The organism is Kitasatospora sp. MAP12-44 (genome assembly GCF_029892095.1).
Classification (GTDB): domain Bacteria; phylum Actinomycetota; class Actinomycetes; order Streptomycetales; family Streptomycetaceae; genus Kitasatospora.
This window is the reverse complement of record NZ_JARZAE010000004.1, coordinates 6230968-6245529: the sequence shown is the minus strand read 5'-3', so window position 1 is coordinate 6245529 and position 14562 is coordinate 6230968. Positions and strand designations below refer to the sequence as shown.

General features: G+C 71.4%; 11 protein-coding genes. 9 read left to right on the top strand and 2 right to left on the bottom strand.

Annotated elements, in window-relative coordinates; all coding sequences use genetic code 11:
• The first annotated feature begins 266 nt into the window (after positions 1-266).
• The 9 genes from P3T34_RS28635 to P3T34_RS28595 all read left to right on the top strand — a co-directional run bounded on the left by P3T34_RS28635 (position 267) and on the right by P3T34_RS28595 (position 11510).
• On the top strand, positions 267-2042 hold the full coding sequence (locus tag P3T34_RS28635; protein WP_280668913.1) for a 3-hydroxybutyryl-CoA dehydrogenase: 1776 nt from the start codon (positions 267-269) through the stop codon (positions 2040-2042).
• Positions 2043-2221: 179 nt separating this feature from the next.
• On the top strand, positions 2222-3103 hold the full coding sequence (locus tag P3T34_RS28630) for a TetR family transcriptional regulator (RefSeq protein WP_280668912.1): 882 nt from the start codon (positions 2222-2224) through the stop codon (positions 3101-3103).
• 324 nt (positions 3104-3427) lie between these two features.
• Positions 3428-4798, top strand: coding sequence for a crotonyl-CoA carboxylase/reductase (gene ccrA / locus P3T34_RS28625; protein ID WP_280668911.1), 1371 nt, complete (start codon positions 3428-3430; stop codon positions 4796-4798).
• Positions 4795-6816, top strand: a complete 2022-nt coding sequence (locus P3T34_RS28620) for a protein meaA (RefSeq protein WP_280672463.1) — start codon at positions 4795-4797, stop codon at positions 6814-6816. Before ccrA ends, P3T34_RS28620 begins: the two co-directional genes overlap by 4 nt.
• Positions 6813-7772 carry a CoA ester lyase gene (locus P3T34_RS28615; RefSeq protein ID WP_280668910.1) on the top strand — a complete coding sequence of 320 codons (960 nt, stop codon included), beginning with the start codon at positions 6813-6815 and terminating at the stop codon, positions 7770-7772. The genes P3T34_RS28620 and P3T34_RS28615 overlap by 4 nt, the downstream gene beginning before the upstream one ends.
• Positions 7773-7785: 13 nt before the next feature.
• Positions 7786-8289, top strand: coding sequence for a MaoC family dehydratase (locus P3T34_RS28610; protein WP_280668909.1), 504 nt, complete (start codon positions 7786-7788; stop codon positions 8287-8289).
• A gap of 111 nt (positions 8290-8400) precedes the next feature.
• On the top strand, positions 8401-9603 hold the full coding sequence (locus P3T34_RS28605; protein WP_280668908.1) for an acyl-CoA dehydrogenase family protein: 1203 nt from the start codon (positions 8401-8403) through the stop codon (positions 9601-9603).
• Between the two features lie 346 nt (positions 9604-9949).
• Entirely contained in the window at positions 9950-10642 is a 693-nt protein-coding gene (locus P3T34_RS28600) for a phosphatidylserine decarboxylase (protein WP_280668907.1), read from the top strand.
• Entirely contained in the window at positions 10629-11510 is an 882-nt protein-coding gene (locus P3T34_RS28595) for a CDP-alcohol phosphatidyltransferase family protein (protein WP_280668906.1), read from the top strand. Before P3T34_RS28600 ends, P3T34_RS28595 begins: the two co-directional genes overlap by 14 nt.
• 144 nt (positions 11511-11654) lie before the next feature.
• On the opposite strand, the gene P3T34_RS28590 is transcribed toward P3T34_RS28595, so the two are convergent.
• Positions 11655-13160, bottom strand: coding sequence for a hypothetical protein (locus P3T34_RS28590; protein WP_280668905.1), 1506 nt, complete (start codon positions 13158-13160; stop codon positions 11655-11657).
• Between the two features lie 234 nt (positions 13161-13394).
• Entirely contained in the window at positions 13395-14525 is a 1131-nt protein-coding gene (locus tag P3T34_RS28585) for a hypothetical protein (protein WP_280668904.1), read from the bottom strand.
• Positions 14526-14562: the final 37 nt, after the last annotated feature.

The following is a 14562-nucleotide window of genomic DNA, read 5'->3' as shown; positions in this document are numbered from 1 at the left end:
GCTTCGGGAGCCGCACCAGCGGGGGCCATCCTCCATGAGGGTGTGCGGTGCGCACTTTCCCGGTTCCGGGCCGACCAAGGCCGCAGGACCGTCTCCTTTTCAGCAGAGCCCGAGCAGGGCACGCCGCGGTACGGCCGGAGCGGACCGGCCTCGCGGACGCCTGCCACCCCCGTCACCCCTCCCGCCCGTGGGCGCGAACCCCTCCTCCCGGCGCGTCGCCGCGCCGGGAGCGCGTCCGCGGTGACATCTGACTAGGAGTCAGGAATATGGAGCGTCCCTTTCCCACCGTCGCCGTGGTCGGCCTCGGCACCATGGGCGCCGGCATCGCCGTCGCCATCGCCCGCAGCGGCCGCCGAGTGCTCGGCATCGAGGCGGACGCCGCCGCCGCCGACCGGGCGCTGGCCCGGATCCGGGAGACCACCGCGCACGCCGTCGACCGCGAGCGGCTCACCCCGCAGGAGCGCACGGACCTGCTCACCCTGATCACCGTCGGCGACCGGCTGGAGGCCGCGGCCGCCGCCGACCTGGTGATCGAGGAGATCCCCGAGCAGCTGGAGCTCAAGCGCGAGATCTTCGCCGAGCTGGACCGGATCTGCCCGCCGGAGACCGTGCTGGCCACCGGCACCACCTCGCTCTCGGTGACCCGGATCGCCGCCGCGACCGCCCGGCCCGAGCGGGTGCTCGGCCTGCACTTCTTCAACCCGGTGCACGCGATGAAGCTGGTCGAGGTGGTCCGCACCGTCCTGACGACGGCCCAGGTCGCCGAGGAGGCGGCCGCCTTCGCCCGCGAGCTGGGCAAGGAGCCGGTGGTCGCCGGCGACCGGGCCGGCTTCATCGTGAACGGGCTGCTCTTCGCCTACCTCAACCAGGCCGCCGCGATGTACGAGTCGCGCTACGCCACCCGCGAGGACATCGACGCGGCGATGCGGCTCGGCTGCGGCCTGCCGATGGGCCCGCTGGCCCTGCTCGACCTGATCGGGATCGACACCGCGCGCACCGTCCTGGAGGCGATGTACGAGCAGTCCAGGGACCGGCTGCACGCCCCCGCCCCGATCCTCGGCCAGCTGGTCGCGGCCGGGCTGCTGGGCCGCAAGACCGGCCGCGGCTTCTACTCCTACGAGGCACCGGGCTCTTCCCGGACGGTCGCCGAGGCCGACGCCGCGAAGGCGGTCCGGGTGGCCGGCCGCGAGGTCGGCTCGGTCGGGGTCTGCGGCTCGGGGACGATGGCCACCGGGATCGCCGAGGTCTTCGCCAAGGCGGGGTTCCCGGTGACCCTGGTCGCCCGCAGCCAGGAGAAGGCCGACCGGGCCAAGGCCCAGCTGACCCGCTCGCTGGAGCGCTCGGTGGACAAGGGCCGGCTGACCGCCGAGCAGCGGGACGCCGCGCTGGCCCTGGTCACGCCGTCCGGGCAGCTGGCCGACCTGGCCGGGGTGGACCTGGCGCTGGAGGCGGTGGCCGAGGATCTGGCGGTCAAGCGGGAGCTGTTCGCGAGCCTGGACAAGATCTGCAAGCCGGGTGCGGTGCTCGCCACCACCACCTCCAGCCTGCCGGTGATCAGTTGCGCGACCGCCACCTCGCGGCCGCAGGACGTGATCGGCATGCACTTCTTCAACCCGGCGCCGGCGATGAAGCTGGTCGAGGTGGTCTCCACCGTGCTGACCGCGCCCGATGTCACCGCGACCGTGCTGGGGCTGTGCGCCACCGTGCGCAAGCACCCGGTGGAGTGCGGGGACCGGGCGGGCTTCATCGTGAACGCGCTGCTCTTCCCCTATCTGAACGACGCGGTGCGGATGCTGGAGGAGCACTACGCCACGGTGGACGACATCGACACCGCGATGAAGCTCGGCTGCGGCTACCCGATGGGCCCCTTCGAGCTGCTGGACGTGGTGGGCCTGGACGTCTCGCTGACCATCGAGCGGGTGCTGCACCAGGAGTTCCGCGAGCCGGGCCTGTCGGCCGCGCCACTGCTCGAACACCTCGTCGCGGCCGGCTGCCTGGGCCGCAAGACCGGCCGCGGCTTCCGCGACCACGCGCGCCGATGATCGGGGGCGAGCCCAGAGTGCCGCAGTCGCCCGAGCCGACCGCCCGGCCCGCCTGGGGGGCCGGGGCAGTCTCCTCCCGCTGGCCGCGTCCCGCGGTGAGCACACAGGGGACGCCGGTGCGGCGGACGATGCCGACAAGCGCGGCAACCGGGGCCACCCAGGCGTGTAGCGTTCCGGGCATGGATCGGGATCAGTCTTCCGCCGGGCCGGACGCCGCACGACCCGCCGCAGAACCGGGCCCCGGCAGCCGCCGGGCCGCGGCGCAGCGCCAGCAGATGCGCCAGGACCTGGCGACCGCGGCGATGGAGCTGTTCGCCACCCAGGGGTACGAGGAGACGACGGTCGATCAGATCGCCGCCGCCGCCGGGGTGGCCCGGCGGACCTTCTTCCGCTACTTCCGGTCCAAGGAGGAGGCGATCTTCCCGGACCACGACGACACCCTGGTGCGGGTGGCCGACCTGCTGGCCAGCTCGGCACCCGACGAGCACCCGCTGGACGTGGTCTGCCGCGGCATCAAGGAGGTGCTGCGGATGTACGCCTCCACTCCGGCCGTCTCGGTGGCGCGCTACCAGCTGATCCGTCAGGTGCCCACCCTGCGCGAGCGCGAGATCGCCGTGGTGGCCCGCTACGAGCGGCTCTTCACCCGCTATCTGCTCGGCCGTTTCGACGCGGCCGAGGACATCCCGCCGAGCTGGCAGCGCGGCGGGGACGACGACTCGATGCTCGCCGAGGTCTCGGCGGCGGCGGTCGTCGCGGCCCACAACCACGTGCTGCGGCGCTGGCTGCGGGCCGGCGGGCGCGGGGACGTGGAGGCCCAGCTGGACCACTCCTTCGACGTCATCCGGGGCACCTTCTGGGCCACCACGCCGAGGGGTGTGCGACGGCGTGGCACGACCGTGGCACCCGGTGCCAGCGGGGAGGTCGTGTCGCCTCTGGAGCTGTCAGCGGCGAGCGCACTGAGTGCCACCCCGGGCGGTGAGGTGCTCATCACAGTGGCCCGCACCGACGCGCCGCTCGATCTGGTCCTCGACAGCATCAAGGCCGCACTCGCCAGGTCATAACTGCAGGTCAGCATGCCCGCTCCGGTATTTCCGGGGCGGGCATCGGCATGTCCACAGGGGTCTTGAGGGGCTCTTGAGGGGTGCTGGAAAGCGTCGGAAATTGGTGGCACCCAGTGTCTTTACGAGTGGCACAGGGTGCCAGTAGCTTGTTACTCACCAGTCGCGGCGCCGCGGCTCCCCACCTCGGCGCGCCGCAGTCCGGCGTCCCCACACCCCGGGGGCGAGCCAGTCACCCACCCGACCCTCAGCGAAGCCGGTGTCCGCTCCCGGCTCCCCCAGACGCCCTGTGCGCCCTCAAACACAGGTACGCCTTCGGAGGCAGCCATGCAGGAAATCCTCGACGCGATCCTCAGCTCCGACAGCACCGCGGCGGACTTCGCGGCGCTCAAACTGCCGGATTCCTACCGGGCAGTGACGCTGCACAAGGACGAGGAGCAGATGTTCGCCGGCCTCGACAGCCGCGACAAGGACCCGCGCAAGTCCCTTCACCTCGACGACGTCGCGCTCCCCGAGCTCGGCCCGGGCGAGGCACTGGTCGCCGTGATGGCGAGCGCGGTGAACTACAACACGGTGTGGAGCTCGATCTTCGAGCCGGTCTCCACCTTCGGCTTCCTGGAGCGCTACGGCCGCCTCTCGCCGCTCACCAAGCGCCACGACCTGCCGTACCACGTGCTCGGCTCGGACCTGGCGGGCGTGGTGCTGCGCACCGGCGCCGGCGTCAACGCCTGGAAGCCCGGTGACGAGGTCGTCGCGCACTGCCTGTCCGTCGAGCTGGAGAGCTCGGACGGCCACAACGACACGATGATGGACCCGGAGCAGCGGATCTGGGGCTTCGAGACCAACTTCGGCGGCCTGGCCCAGCTGGCGCTGGTCAAGACCAACCAGCTGATGCCCAAGCCCGCGCACCTGACCTGGGAGGAGGCCGCCTCCCCGGGCCTGGTCAACTCCACCGCCTACCGCCAGCTGGTCTCGCGCAACGGCGCCGGCATGAAGCAGGGCGACAATGTGCTGATCTGGGGCGCCAGCGGCGGCCTGGGCTCGTACGCCACCCAGTACGCGCTGGCCGGCGGCGCGACCCCGATCTGCGTGGTCTCCAGTGAGCAGAAGGCCGACATCTGCCGCGCGATGGGCGCCGAGGCGATCATCGACCGCAGCGCCGAGGGCTACAAGTTCTGGAAGGACGAGAACAACCAGGACCCGCGCGAGTGGAAGCGCCTGGGCGGTCGTATCCGCGAGCTGACCGGCGGCGAGGACGTGGACATCGTCTTCGAGCACCCGGGCCGGGAGACCTTCGGCGCCTCGGTCTACGTGACCCGCAAGGGCGGCACGATCGTCACCTGCGCCTCGACCTCGGGCTACATGCACCAGTACGACAACCGATACCTGTGGATGTCGCTGAAGAAGATCGTCGGCTCGCACTTCGCCAACTACCGCGAGGCCTGGGAGGCCAACCGGCTGGTCGCCAAGGGCAAGATCCACCCGACCCTCTCCAAGGTGTACTCGCTGGAGCAGACCGGCCAGGCCTCGCTCGACGTGCACCAGAACAGGCACCAGGGCAAGGTCGGCGTGCTCTGCCTCGCCCCCACCGAGGGCCTGGGCGTGCGCAACGCGGAGTTCCGCGAGCAGCACCTGCCGGCGATCAACCTCTTCCGCGAGCTTGACGAGCGGAACATCAAGCACAGCAGGGACATCTGATGGAGCGTAAGAAGGACCGCCCCTGGCTGATGCGGACCTACGCCGGGCACTCCACGGCGAGCGACTCCAACGCGCTCTACCGCAAGAACCTCGCCAAGGGCCAGACCGGCCTCTCGGTCGCCTTCGACCTGCCCACCCAGACCGGCTACGACTCGGACCACGTGCTGGCCCGCGGCGAGGTCGGCCGGGTCGGGGTCCCGGTCGGGCACGTCGGCGACATGCGGGCGCTGTTCGACGGCATCCCGCTCGAGCAGACCAACACCTCGATGACCATCAACGCCACCGCGATGTGGCTGCTGGCGATGTACCAGGTGGTGGCCGAGGAGCAGGGCTCGGACGTCTCCAAGCTCACCGGCACCACCCAGAACGACATCGTCAAGGAGTACCTGTCGCGCGGGACGCACGTCTTCCCGCCCGGCCCGTCGGTGCGCCTGATCACCGACATGATCGCCTACACGGTCGGCACCCTCCCCAAGTGGAACCCGATCAACATCTGCAGCTACCACCTGCAGGAGGCCGGGGCGACCCCGGTGCAGGAGATCGCCTTCGCGATGTGCACCGCGATCACCGTGCTGGACGCCGTCCGCGACTCCGGCCAGGTGCCGGCCGAGCGGATGGGCGAGGTGGTCGGGCGGATCTCGTTCTTCGTGAACGCGGGAGTCCGGTTCATCGAGGAGATGTGCAAGATGCGCGCCTTCGCCCAGCTCTGGGAGAAGGTCACGACGGAGCGCTACGGGATCCAGGACGCCAAGCAGCGCCGGTTCCGCTACGGCGTGCAGGTCAACTCGCTGGGCCTGACCGAGGCCCAGCCGGAGAACAACGTCCAGCGGATCGTGCTGGAGATGCTGGCCGTCACGCTCTCCAAGGACGCCCGGGCGCGGGCCGTCCAGCTGCCCGCCTGGAACGAGGCGCTCGGCCTGCCGCGCCCGTGGGACCAGCAGTGGTCGCTGCGGATCCAGCAGGTGCTGGCCTACGAGTCGGACCTGCTGGAGTACGGCGACATCTTCAACGGCTCCACCGTGATCGAGAGCAAGACCGCCGAGCTGCTGGCCGGCGCGGAGGCCGAGATCGCCAAGGTGCTGGAGATGGGCGGCGTGATCCCGGCCGTCGAGAGCGGCTACCTGAAGTCCGCCCTGGTCACCTCGCATGCCGAGCGGCGGGCCCGGATCGAGGCCGGCGAGGACAGGATCGTCGGGGTCAACTGCTTCGACACCACCGAGGAGAGCCCGCTCACGGCCGACCTGGACGGCGCCATCATGGTCGTCGACCCGGCCTCCGAGCAGGCCGTGCTGCGGGGCCTCGAGGCCTGGAAGGCCGGACGGGACGAGGCCGGCGTGCTGGCCGCCCTCGACCACCTCAAGACGGTCGCCAGGACCAGCGAGAACCTGATGGGCGCCACGCTGGCCTGCGCGCGGGTCGGGGTGACCACCGGCGAGTGGTCCTTCGCGCTGCGCGAGGTCTTCGGCGAGTACCGCGCCCCCACCGGGGTCGGCGGCGCGCCGGTCGCGGTGGCGGCCGAGCCGGGCGGCGAACTCGCGGCCGTCCGCGAGGCGGTGGCCGCCACGGCCGCCGAACTGGGCGTCGGCAAGCTGCGGTTGCTGGTCGGCAAGCCCGGCCTGGACGGCCACTCCAACGGCGCCGAGCAGATCGCCGTACGGGCCCGCGACGCCGGGTTCGAGGTGGTCTACCAGGGCATCCGGCTGACGCCCGAGCAGATCGTCTCGGCGGCGGTCGCCGAGGACGTGCACTGCGTCGGCCTGTCGATCCTCTCGGGCGCGCATCCGGAACTCGTTCCGGACGTTCTGCAGCGGCTGCGCCGGGCCGGGGTGGAGGATGTCCCGGTGATCGTGGGTGGCATCATCCCAGCGGCGGACGGCGAGGCCCTCAAGGCCGCCGGCGTCGCCGCCGTGTTCACCCCGAAGGACTTCGGCATCACCACCATCATCGGCCGGATCGTGGACGAGATCCGGCTCGCCAACAGGCTCAGCCCCTTCAAGAAAGAGACCCTCACATCATGACGGTGAATCGTCTCCGCCCCCGCCGCTCGTGCCTCGCGGTCCCCGGGAGCAACCCGCGCTTCCTGGAGAAGGCCCAGGGCCTGCCCGCCGACCAGGTCTTCCTGGACCTCGAGGACGCCTGCGCCCCGCTGGTCAAGGAGAGCGCCCGGCACAACATCGTCGACGCGCTGAACAACGGCGACTGGGGCAAGAAGACCAAGGTCGTCCGGGTCAACGACTGGACCACCCACTGGACGTACCGCGACGTGGTCACCGTCGTCGAGGGCGCCGGCCCGAACCTGGACTGCATCATGCTGCCCAAGGTGCAGGACGCCACCCAGGTCAAGGCGCTGGACCTGCTGCTGACCCAGATCGAGAAGACCATGGGCTTCGAGGTCGGCAAGATCGGCATCGAGGCGCAGATCGAGAACGCCAAGGGCCTGGTGAACGTCGACGAGATCGCCGGAGCCTCGCCGCGCCTGGAGACCATCATCTTCGGCCCGGCCGACTTCATGGCCTCGATCAACATGAAGACCCTGGTGGTCGGCCAGCAGCCGCCCGGCTACCCGGCGGACGCGTACCACTACATCCTGATGCGCATCCTGATGGCGGCCCGGATGCACGACCTGCAGGCCATCGACGGCCCGTACCTGCAGATCCGCAACACCGACGGCTACCGCGAGGTGGCCGGCCGCGCGGCCGCGCTGGGCTTCGACGGCAAGTGGGTGCTGCACCCGGACCAGGTCGGCGCCGCGAACGAGATCTTCTCGCCCTCGCAGGAGGACTACGACCACGCCGAGCTGATCCTGGACGCCTACGACTGGTGCACCTCGGAGGCCGGCGGCGCCAAGGGCTCCGCGATGCTCGGTGACGAGATGATCGACGAGGCCTCCCGCAAGATGGCCCTGGTCATCGCGGGCAAGGGCCGGGCGGCCGGCTTCGAGCGCACCAGCAAGTTCGAAGCCCCGCAGGCCTGAGGAGGTCACTGAGATGCAGTTCGGACGCACCTACGAAGAGTTCGAGGTCGGCGCGGTCTACAAGCACTGGCCCGGGAAGACCGTCACTGAGTACGACGATCACCTCTTCTGCCTGCTGACCATGAACCACCACCCGCTCCACCTGGACACCAACTACGCCGAGAAGACGACCGACTTCGGCAAGAACGTCGTCGTCGGCAACTACATCTACTCGCTGCTGCTGGGCATGTCGGTGCCGGACGTCTCCGGCAAGGCGATCGCCAACCTGGAGATCGAGTCGCTGCGCCACATCGCACCGACCTTCCACGGCGACACCCTGTACGGCGAGACGCTGGTGCTCGACAAGTGGCCGTCCAAGTCCAAGGACGACCGCGGCATCGTCTATGTCGAGACCAAGGGCTACAAGCAGGACGGCACGGTCGTCTGCATCTTCCGCCGCAAGGTGATGGTGCCGACCGCGACGTACACCAAGGCCCGCGGCGGCGAGCAGCCCGGCCGCCCTGAGCCCCTCTCCTAGACCACCGTCCTGGGGCCGCCGTCATCGGCCCCGCGACGGTCGGGGCTCCGCGGAAGTCACGCTTCGCGGAGCCCCCCATCCTCTTACCTCCTATGAATTCGGAGCCGCACGATGGGACGCCTCGCACAGACCGACGGCCTCACCGAGATCCAGCGGGACATCCTCGCCACCGTGCGGGACTTTGTCGACAAGGAGATCATCCCGGTCGCCACCGAGCTGGAGCACAAGGACGAGTACCCGACCGCGATCGTCGAGGGGATGAAGCAGCTGGGCCTCTTCGGCCTGACCATCCCCGAGGAGTTCGGCGGCCTGGGCGAGTCGCTGCTCACCTACGCCCTGGTGGTCGAGGAGATCGCCCGTGGCTGGATGTCGGTCTCCGGCATCGTCAACACGCACTTCATCGTGGCCCACATGATCAACGCGCACGGCACCCAGGAGCAGAAGGAGTACTTCCTGCCCCGGATGGCGGCCGGCGAGATCCGCGGCGCCTTCTCGATGTCCGAGCCGGGCCTGGGCTCCGACGTCGCGGCGATCTCCACCAAGGGTGTCAAGGACGGCGACGAGTACGTCCTGAACGGGCAGAAGATGTGGCTGACCAACGGTGGCACCTCCACCCTGGTCGCGGTGCTCTGCAAGACCGACGAGGGCGGCAGCACCCCGTACCGCAACATGACCACCTTCCTGATCGAGAAGACGGCCGGCTTCGGTCCGAACCCGACGGTCCCCGGGCTGACCGTGCCCGGCAAGATCGAGAAGATGGGCTACAAGGGCGTCGACACCACCGAGCTGGTGCTCCAGGATGTGCGAATTCCAGCCAATCGCGTGCTGGGCGGCGTCCCGGGCAAGGGCTTCTACCAGATGATGGACGGCGTCGAGGTCGGCCGGGTCAACGTGGCCGCCCGCGGCTGCGGTGTCGCCCGGCGCGCCTTCGAACTCGGCATCTCCTACGCCCAGCAGCGCTCCACCTTCGGAAAGAAGATCTGCGAGCACCAGGCGATCCAGTTCAAGCTGGCCGAGATGGCCACCAAGGTCGAGGCCGCGCACCAGATGATGGTGATGGCCGCCCGCAAGAAGGACAGCGGCGAGCGCAACGACCTCGAGGCCGGAATGGCCAAATATCTCGCCTCCGAGTACTGCAAGGAGGTCGTCGAGGACGCCTTCCGGATCCACGGCGGCTACGGCTTCTCCAAGGAGTACGAGATCGAGCGGCTCTACCGGGAGGCCCCGATGCTGCTGATCGGCGAGGGCACCGCGGAGATCCAGAAGATGATCGTCGGCCGCCGCCTGCTGGAGGAGTACAAGCTCGCCGAGTAGCCGGCCCTAGCGGTCCGCGCAGGTCACGGGGCTCGTGCCGGAGTGCATGCGCCCTGTGACTGCTTCCGCACGCCCCCCGGTGTCACCCGTGGGGCTGAGAGATCGCTCACGGATCTTGTCAGACCTCTTGGGGTCGGGACTCCGGGCCGCTACGGTCGTATACATAGCGCGCGCACAGCGGCCCGGCTGCGGACAGTTGAACGAGCAGGCGGGTTGCCCACCCACCACCTGCTCCCGATAGCATCCTCCGGGACAGCAGCTGTCCCTTTCTCACCCGATCCCCGCGGTGGCCCCCGTGCAGCGGCCGTACTGTGCCAAAACTCAGGGCCCGCGACAAAGGTCTTCGATGCCCATCAGCCCGTCCCCTCACACCTCCGTCACGGATCGCGATGTCCTCGCCACCGAGACGGCCGGCCGGCGACCCCGCGTGACCATCGCGCGCGGAGCCACCCCCTGGTTCGTCCCGACCCTGGCCACCGCAGCCCTCACCACCGCTCTCACCAAGCGGAACGGCAAGTGGGCGGTGGCCGCGGTCCCCGCCTGCGCGCTGAGCGCGGGCATGCTGTGGTTCTTCCGCGACCCCGAGCGTGAGATCGGCACGGGCAGAGTGATCTCGCCGGCCGACGGAGTGGTGCAGAGCATCGACGCCTGGCCGGACGGCCGGACCCGCGTCGCGATCTTCATGAGCCCGCTCAACGTTCACGTCAACCGGGCCCCGCTGCCCGGCACGGTGACCTCCGTCGAGCACATCGCCGGTGGTTTCGTGCCCGCGTTCAACAAGGACAGCGACCGCAACGAGCGGGTGGTCTGGCACTTCGACACCGAGCTCGGCGACATCGAGATGGTGCAGATCGCGGGCGCCGTGGCGCGCCGGATCGTGCCGTACACGGGCGCCGGGACCAAGGTCGAGCAGGGCGAGCGGATCGGTCTGATCCGCTTCGGCTCCCGCGTCGACACCTACCTACCGGCCGGCGTCGAGGTCGGCGTCACGGTCGGCCAGAAGACCACCGCGGGGGTGACACGCCTTGACCGTGACTGATCCCGAAACACTCGTCGGACTCAGCGAGTCGGACGAGACCGACTTGCGTCGGCGCCGCTGGGCGCGCGATCGCGAGCTGCGCGCGCCGCGCTCGCCGCAGACCCTGTCCACGGCCGACTTCCTGACCCTGGGCAACGCCGTCTGCGGCTTCCTGGCGATCTACTCGATCACCACGAAGATGCTCATCCCGCACATCACCGGCACCGGCACCGGCAACGCCCGGCACGGTGCGGCGACTGCGGTCACCCTGCTGCTGCTCGGCGCGATGTGCGACCTCTTCGACGGCCTGGTGGCGCGCAAGCTGCGCGCCTCCGCGCTCGGCGCCGAGCTCGACAACCTGGCCGACCTGATCAGTTTCGGCATCGCGCCGGCCTACTTCGTCGCGGTCTGGGGCATCGTCGCGCCCGGCGGTAAGCAGGGGCTCTCCGCCTTCATCGCGCTGACGGTGCTGCTGGCGGTCGTGCTGCGGCTGGCCCGCTTCTCGACGGTCAAGCTGCGTCCGGGCGTCTTCCAGGGCATGCCCTGCCCGATGGGCGCCATGACGGTGATCGCCATCGTGCTGCTCGACCCGCCGTTCCTGGTCGGGCTGCTGGCGATCTTCGGCGTGGCGTACCTGATGGTCAGCCAGGTCGAGTACCCCAAGCCGCAGGGCCTGCTGGCCACCGCCACGCTGGCCTGGATCGTCGTCTCGATCGGCTGCTTGGCCGCCTGGGCGACCGGCCTGCCGGGCGGCGATGTGCTGATGCACGTCGGTGCCGTCGCGCAGATCGCGCTGGCCGCGATGGCCCCACTGCTGGTGATCCGCCGCAAGGTCGGCCAGAAGGTCGGCGACGTGCGCGCCCGCCGCGCCGAGTCGCGCGGCTGCTAGCTCCCTGCGGAGTACCACGAGTACCCCGAGTGCCCCGCTGGATCCTGGATCCGGCGGGGCACTTCGCTGTCCGGCCATGGTTCACGGTGGCGCACGGCGATCGGGGCGCGCTGGAGCAGCGGTCGCTCTCAGGTCGGTCTCAGGTCAGGCCCCGCCGCGGTGGACGCTGAAGGCGGAGCGGCGGGCGGCGCGGGCCACCGCGGCGTCCGGGTGCACCCCCGCGACCGCCGTCAGCACCGAGGCGGCCCGGGCGTGGCCGGACTGCCGGGCGCGGGCGAACAGCCGCACCGGGTCACCGGCACTGGCCCCCTCGACATGGCCGACCAGCAGCTCGGTCTCGCCGTGGTCGAGCACCGCCGCGGCGGTGTCCACCCAGAGCCAGGCGGCGTCCTCGGCGCTCAGTACGTCGGAGGGCACCACACCGCCCTCGTCCAGCTGCTCGGCCAGCCAGAGCAGCGCGTAGGGGCGCAGCACGGCCTCGTCCACGGCCGCCCGGACGCCCTGCTCGGCCGTTCCGCCGGCCACCCGCAGGGCCTCGAAGGCGAGCCCGCGCAGCAGCGCGTCGTCGCCCCGGGCGGCCTCCAGGAGCTCGGCCACGGCGCGGTCCACCGGGCGGGCGGCGACCCAGGCGCGGTACTCGGCGCGGGCCGGGCCCGGCGAGTAGTTGGCGCAGGCGTCCAGCAGCTCCAGCGCGCTCTGCTCGATGTGGCCCGCGGCGGTCTGCGCGACCGTGCAGATCTCCTCCAGCTTGGCGCGTACCGCCCAGTGGCCCAGCGGCGAGAGCTCGGCGGCCTCCGCCGAACGGACCACCGCGCCGACGGCGGCCAGGCCGTCGAGCATCCAGTCCAGTACGGCGGCGATGTCCGAGGGCGCCGGCGGGGTGTCGATCTGCGGCTCGCGGCAGGTGCCGCGGACGGCCGAGACGGCGGAGGCCGCGTGCGGGACAGGCGACAGGGTCGCGAAGCCCGTACCGGCGCCGTGCCGGCGCTCGTCCAGACCGCGGCGCAGCAGCTCCATCAGCTCGCTCTCGGCGACCGGTCCGTCGACCAGGTGCAGGAAGGAGAGCAGTTGCGGTGCCTGGTCGACGGCCTGGCCGGCCAGCACGGCGAACACGCCGCGCAGCGCGGCGGGCGGCACGGGGGCGAGCAGCGTCCAGGCGTCGAAGAGCGCGGACCAGCCGCGCAGCACGGCCTCGTCGTCGCGCTCCCAGGCGTGCAGCCGCCAGCCGGGGGCCGCGCCGCCGTCCCGGGGCTCGACCAGGCCGACCAGCAGGGCCTGCCCCCAGGCCTTGGCCGCGGCGCCGACCGTCATGGCCAGCGCCCGCCCGGCGGCCCGGGCGTCGTCGGGCAGCAGTTCGCCGCGCTTGTCGACCTCGGCGAGCTCGCCGGCCCAGTGCGCGATGCGCACCGCGTCGGTGAGCATGCGGCGTGCCAGCGGCGCGAGGACGGCGGGTACGGGGAAGCCCTCGGGCACCGGGACCCGGCCTCGACCGGGGGCGGGCCTGGGGGTTCGGCGTCGGGGTACGCCGGGACCGGCCGGCAGCGCGGTATCCGCGCGGGAGGCCGTACCGGGTAGACGGGTCACCGTCGCGCCGGTACCCATGGTCGGCGGGAGCGGGGCATCACGGTCGCGCGGGTTCCGAGACGTCACGCCGTGCAGTCTTCCCCGTGCACGGGGCTTCTGTCACATCGAGTTCGGCGCGTCTTTGACAGCCGTCGACAACCGGTGGGCGGAGATGGGGCAAGAGTGCTCAAACCGGGCGACCGGATCCGCGTGACCTGTGCACGACATTAACATGAAGGCACCGTCCGTGGTCAAGAGGTGACTGACCGCGTGCAGGTTCGAAGCGATCACAGAACGGTTCATAGGACATTCAGAGGACATTCAGAGGATAGGCGTCAGGAAGCGCCGCAGGGCCTCCTCGTAGCCGGCCGGATCGGCGTTCCACAGCGCCGCGTGCTCGGCCCCGGGGACGGCGTGCAGGCTCACCAGATCCGAGCGGCGGTGGGCCAGCCGGGCCGCGGCGCCCCACGGCGCGACGGAGTCCTGCGGGCTGTGCAGCAGCAGCGTCGGCCCGGGCAGCTCGGCGCCGTCCGCCAGCCGGGCGTAGCCGGCCAGATCGACCCCCGTACGCCCCTCGGCCGCCCAGGCGCCCAGCGTGGCCGCCCCCGCCGGAACGCCCGCCCGGGCCGCCCGCCCGCGCACCGCGGCGGCCAGGTCGAGCACCGGGGAGTCCAGCACCAGGCCGACCAGTTCGTCGCGGTACTGCGAGTGGGCGGCGGTCTGCAGCACCGTCGCGGCCCCCAGCGACCAGCCGTAGAGCACGATCCGCCCGGCGCCGGCCTCCTTGGCGAACCGGATGGCCGCCTCGACGTCGTGCCACTCGGTCTCACCGAAGTGCGCAAGACCGTCCGGCGAGACCGGCGCGCCCTGGTCGCCGCGGCAGCTGACCACCAGCGCGGGCAGGCCCATCCGCCGCAGCACCGGCAGCACCGGCAGCGCCTGCCGGCGGTCGGCATCGGGGGCGTGCACCGCGATCACCCAGGTGCCGCGCAGCGCGGGCACGTACCAGCCGGGCAGGCCGCCGAGCTCGCCGTCGACCAGCACGTCCATGTAGTCGAGACCGCACGCCGAGGCGGGGTCGCCGCGCAGCACCCGGGGCGTCAGGTCGACCTGCGTGCCGACGTCCGGCGGGGTGCCCGCGCTGAGCTCCAGGCGGCGGGTGACGCTCTGCGGGCCGGTCCGCAGCACGTCGCCGACCACCGCGTGCCCGCCGGGCCACTCCAGTGCGTAGCGGCCGCGGCGCTCACTGGCGCTGGTGCGGGTGAGGGTGACCTCGCTCGGGCCGAAGGCCTGCACGCGCAGCCTCGGGTCGGCCGCGAGGGCGGAGGGCACGCCGCCGCCCGCGCCCGGGTGCACGGCGGAGCCGGAGACCCGGCGCCCGACGATCACGACGACGGCCCCCGCCGCTGCGGCGACGGCGGTACCGGCGGCGACGACGATTCCCCAACGCATGGCTCTCCCGGGGGTGATGGCGACTTTGGACCGGACC

What these genes read in the sequence shown, in the direction of transcription:
- P3T34_RS28635 (WP_280668913.1), top strand. Translation starts at nt 267, where the DNA reads ATGGAGCGTCCCTTTCCCACCGTCGCCGTGGTCGGCCTCGGCACCATG.
- P3T34_RS28630 (WP_280668912.1), top strand. Translation starts at nt 2,222, where the DNA reads ATGGATCGGGATCAGTCTTCCGCCGGGCCGGACGCCGCACGACCCGCC.
- ccrA (WP_280668911.1), top strand. Translation starts at nt 3,428, where the DNA reads ATGCAGGAAATCCTCGACGCGATCCTCAGCTCCGACAGCACCGCGGCG.
- P3T34_RS28615 (WP_280668910.1), top strand. Translation starts at nt 6,813, where the DNA reads ATGACGGTGAATCGTCTCCGCCCCCGCCGCTCGTGCCTCGCGGTCCCC.
- P3T34_RS28610 (WP_280668909.1), top strand. Translation starts at nt 7,786, where the DNA reads ATGCAGTTCGGACGCACCTACGAAGAGTTCGAGGTCGGCGCGGTCTAC.
- P3T34_RS28605 (WP_280668908.1), top strand. Translation starts at nt 8,401, where the DNA reads ATGGGACGCCTCGCACAGACCGACGGCCTCACCGAGATCCAGCGGGAC.
- P3T34_RS28600 (WP_280668907.1), top strand. Translation starts at nt 9,950, where the DNA reads ATGCCCATCAGCCCGTCCCCTCACACCTCCGTCACGGATCGCGATGTC.
- P3T34_RS28585 (WP_280668904.1), bottom strand. Translation starts at nt 14,525, where the DNA reads ATGCGTTGGGGAATCGTCGTCGCCGCCGGTACCGCCGTCGCCGCAGCG.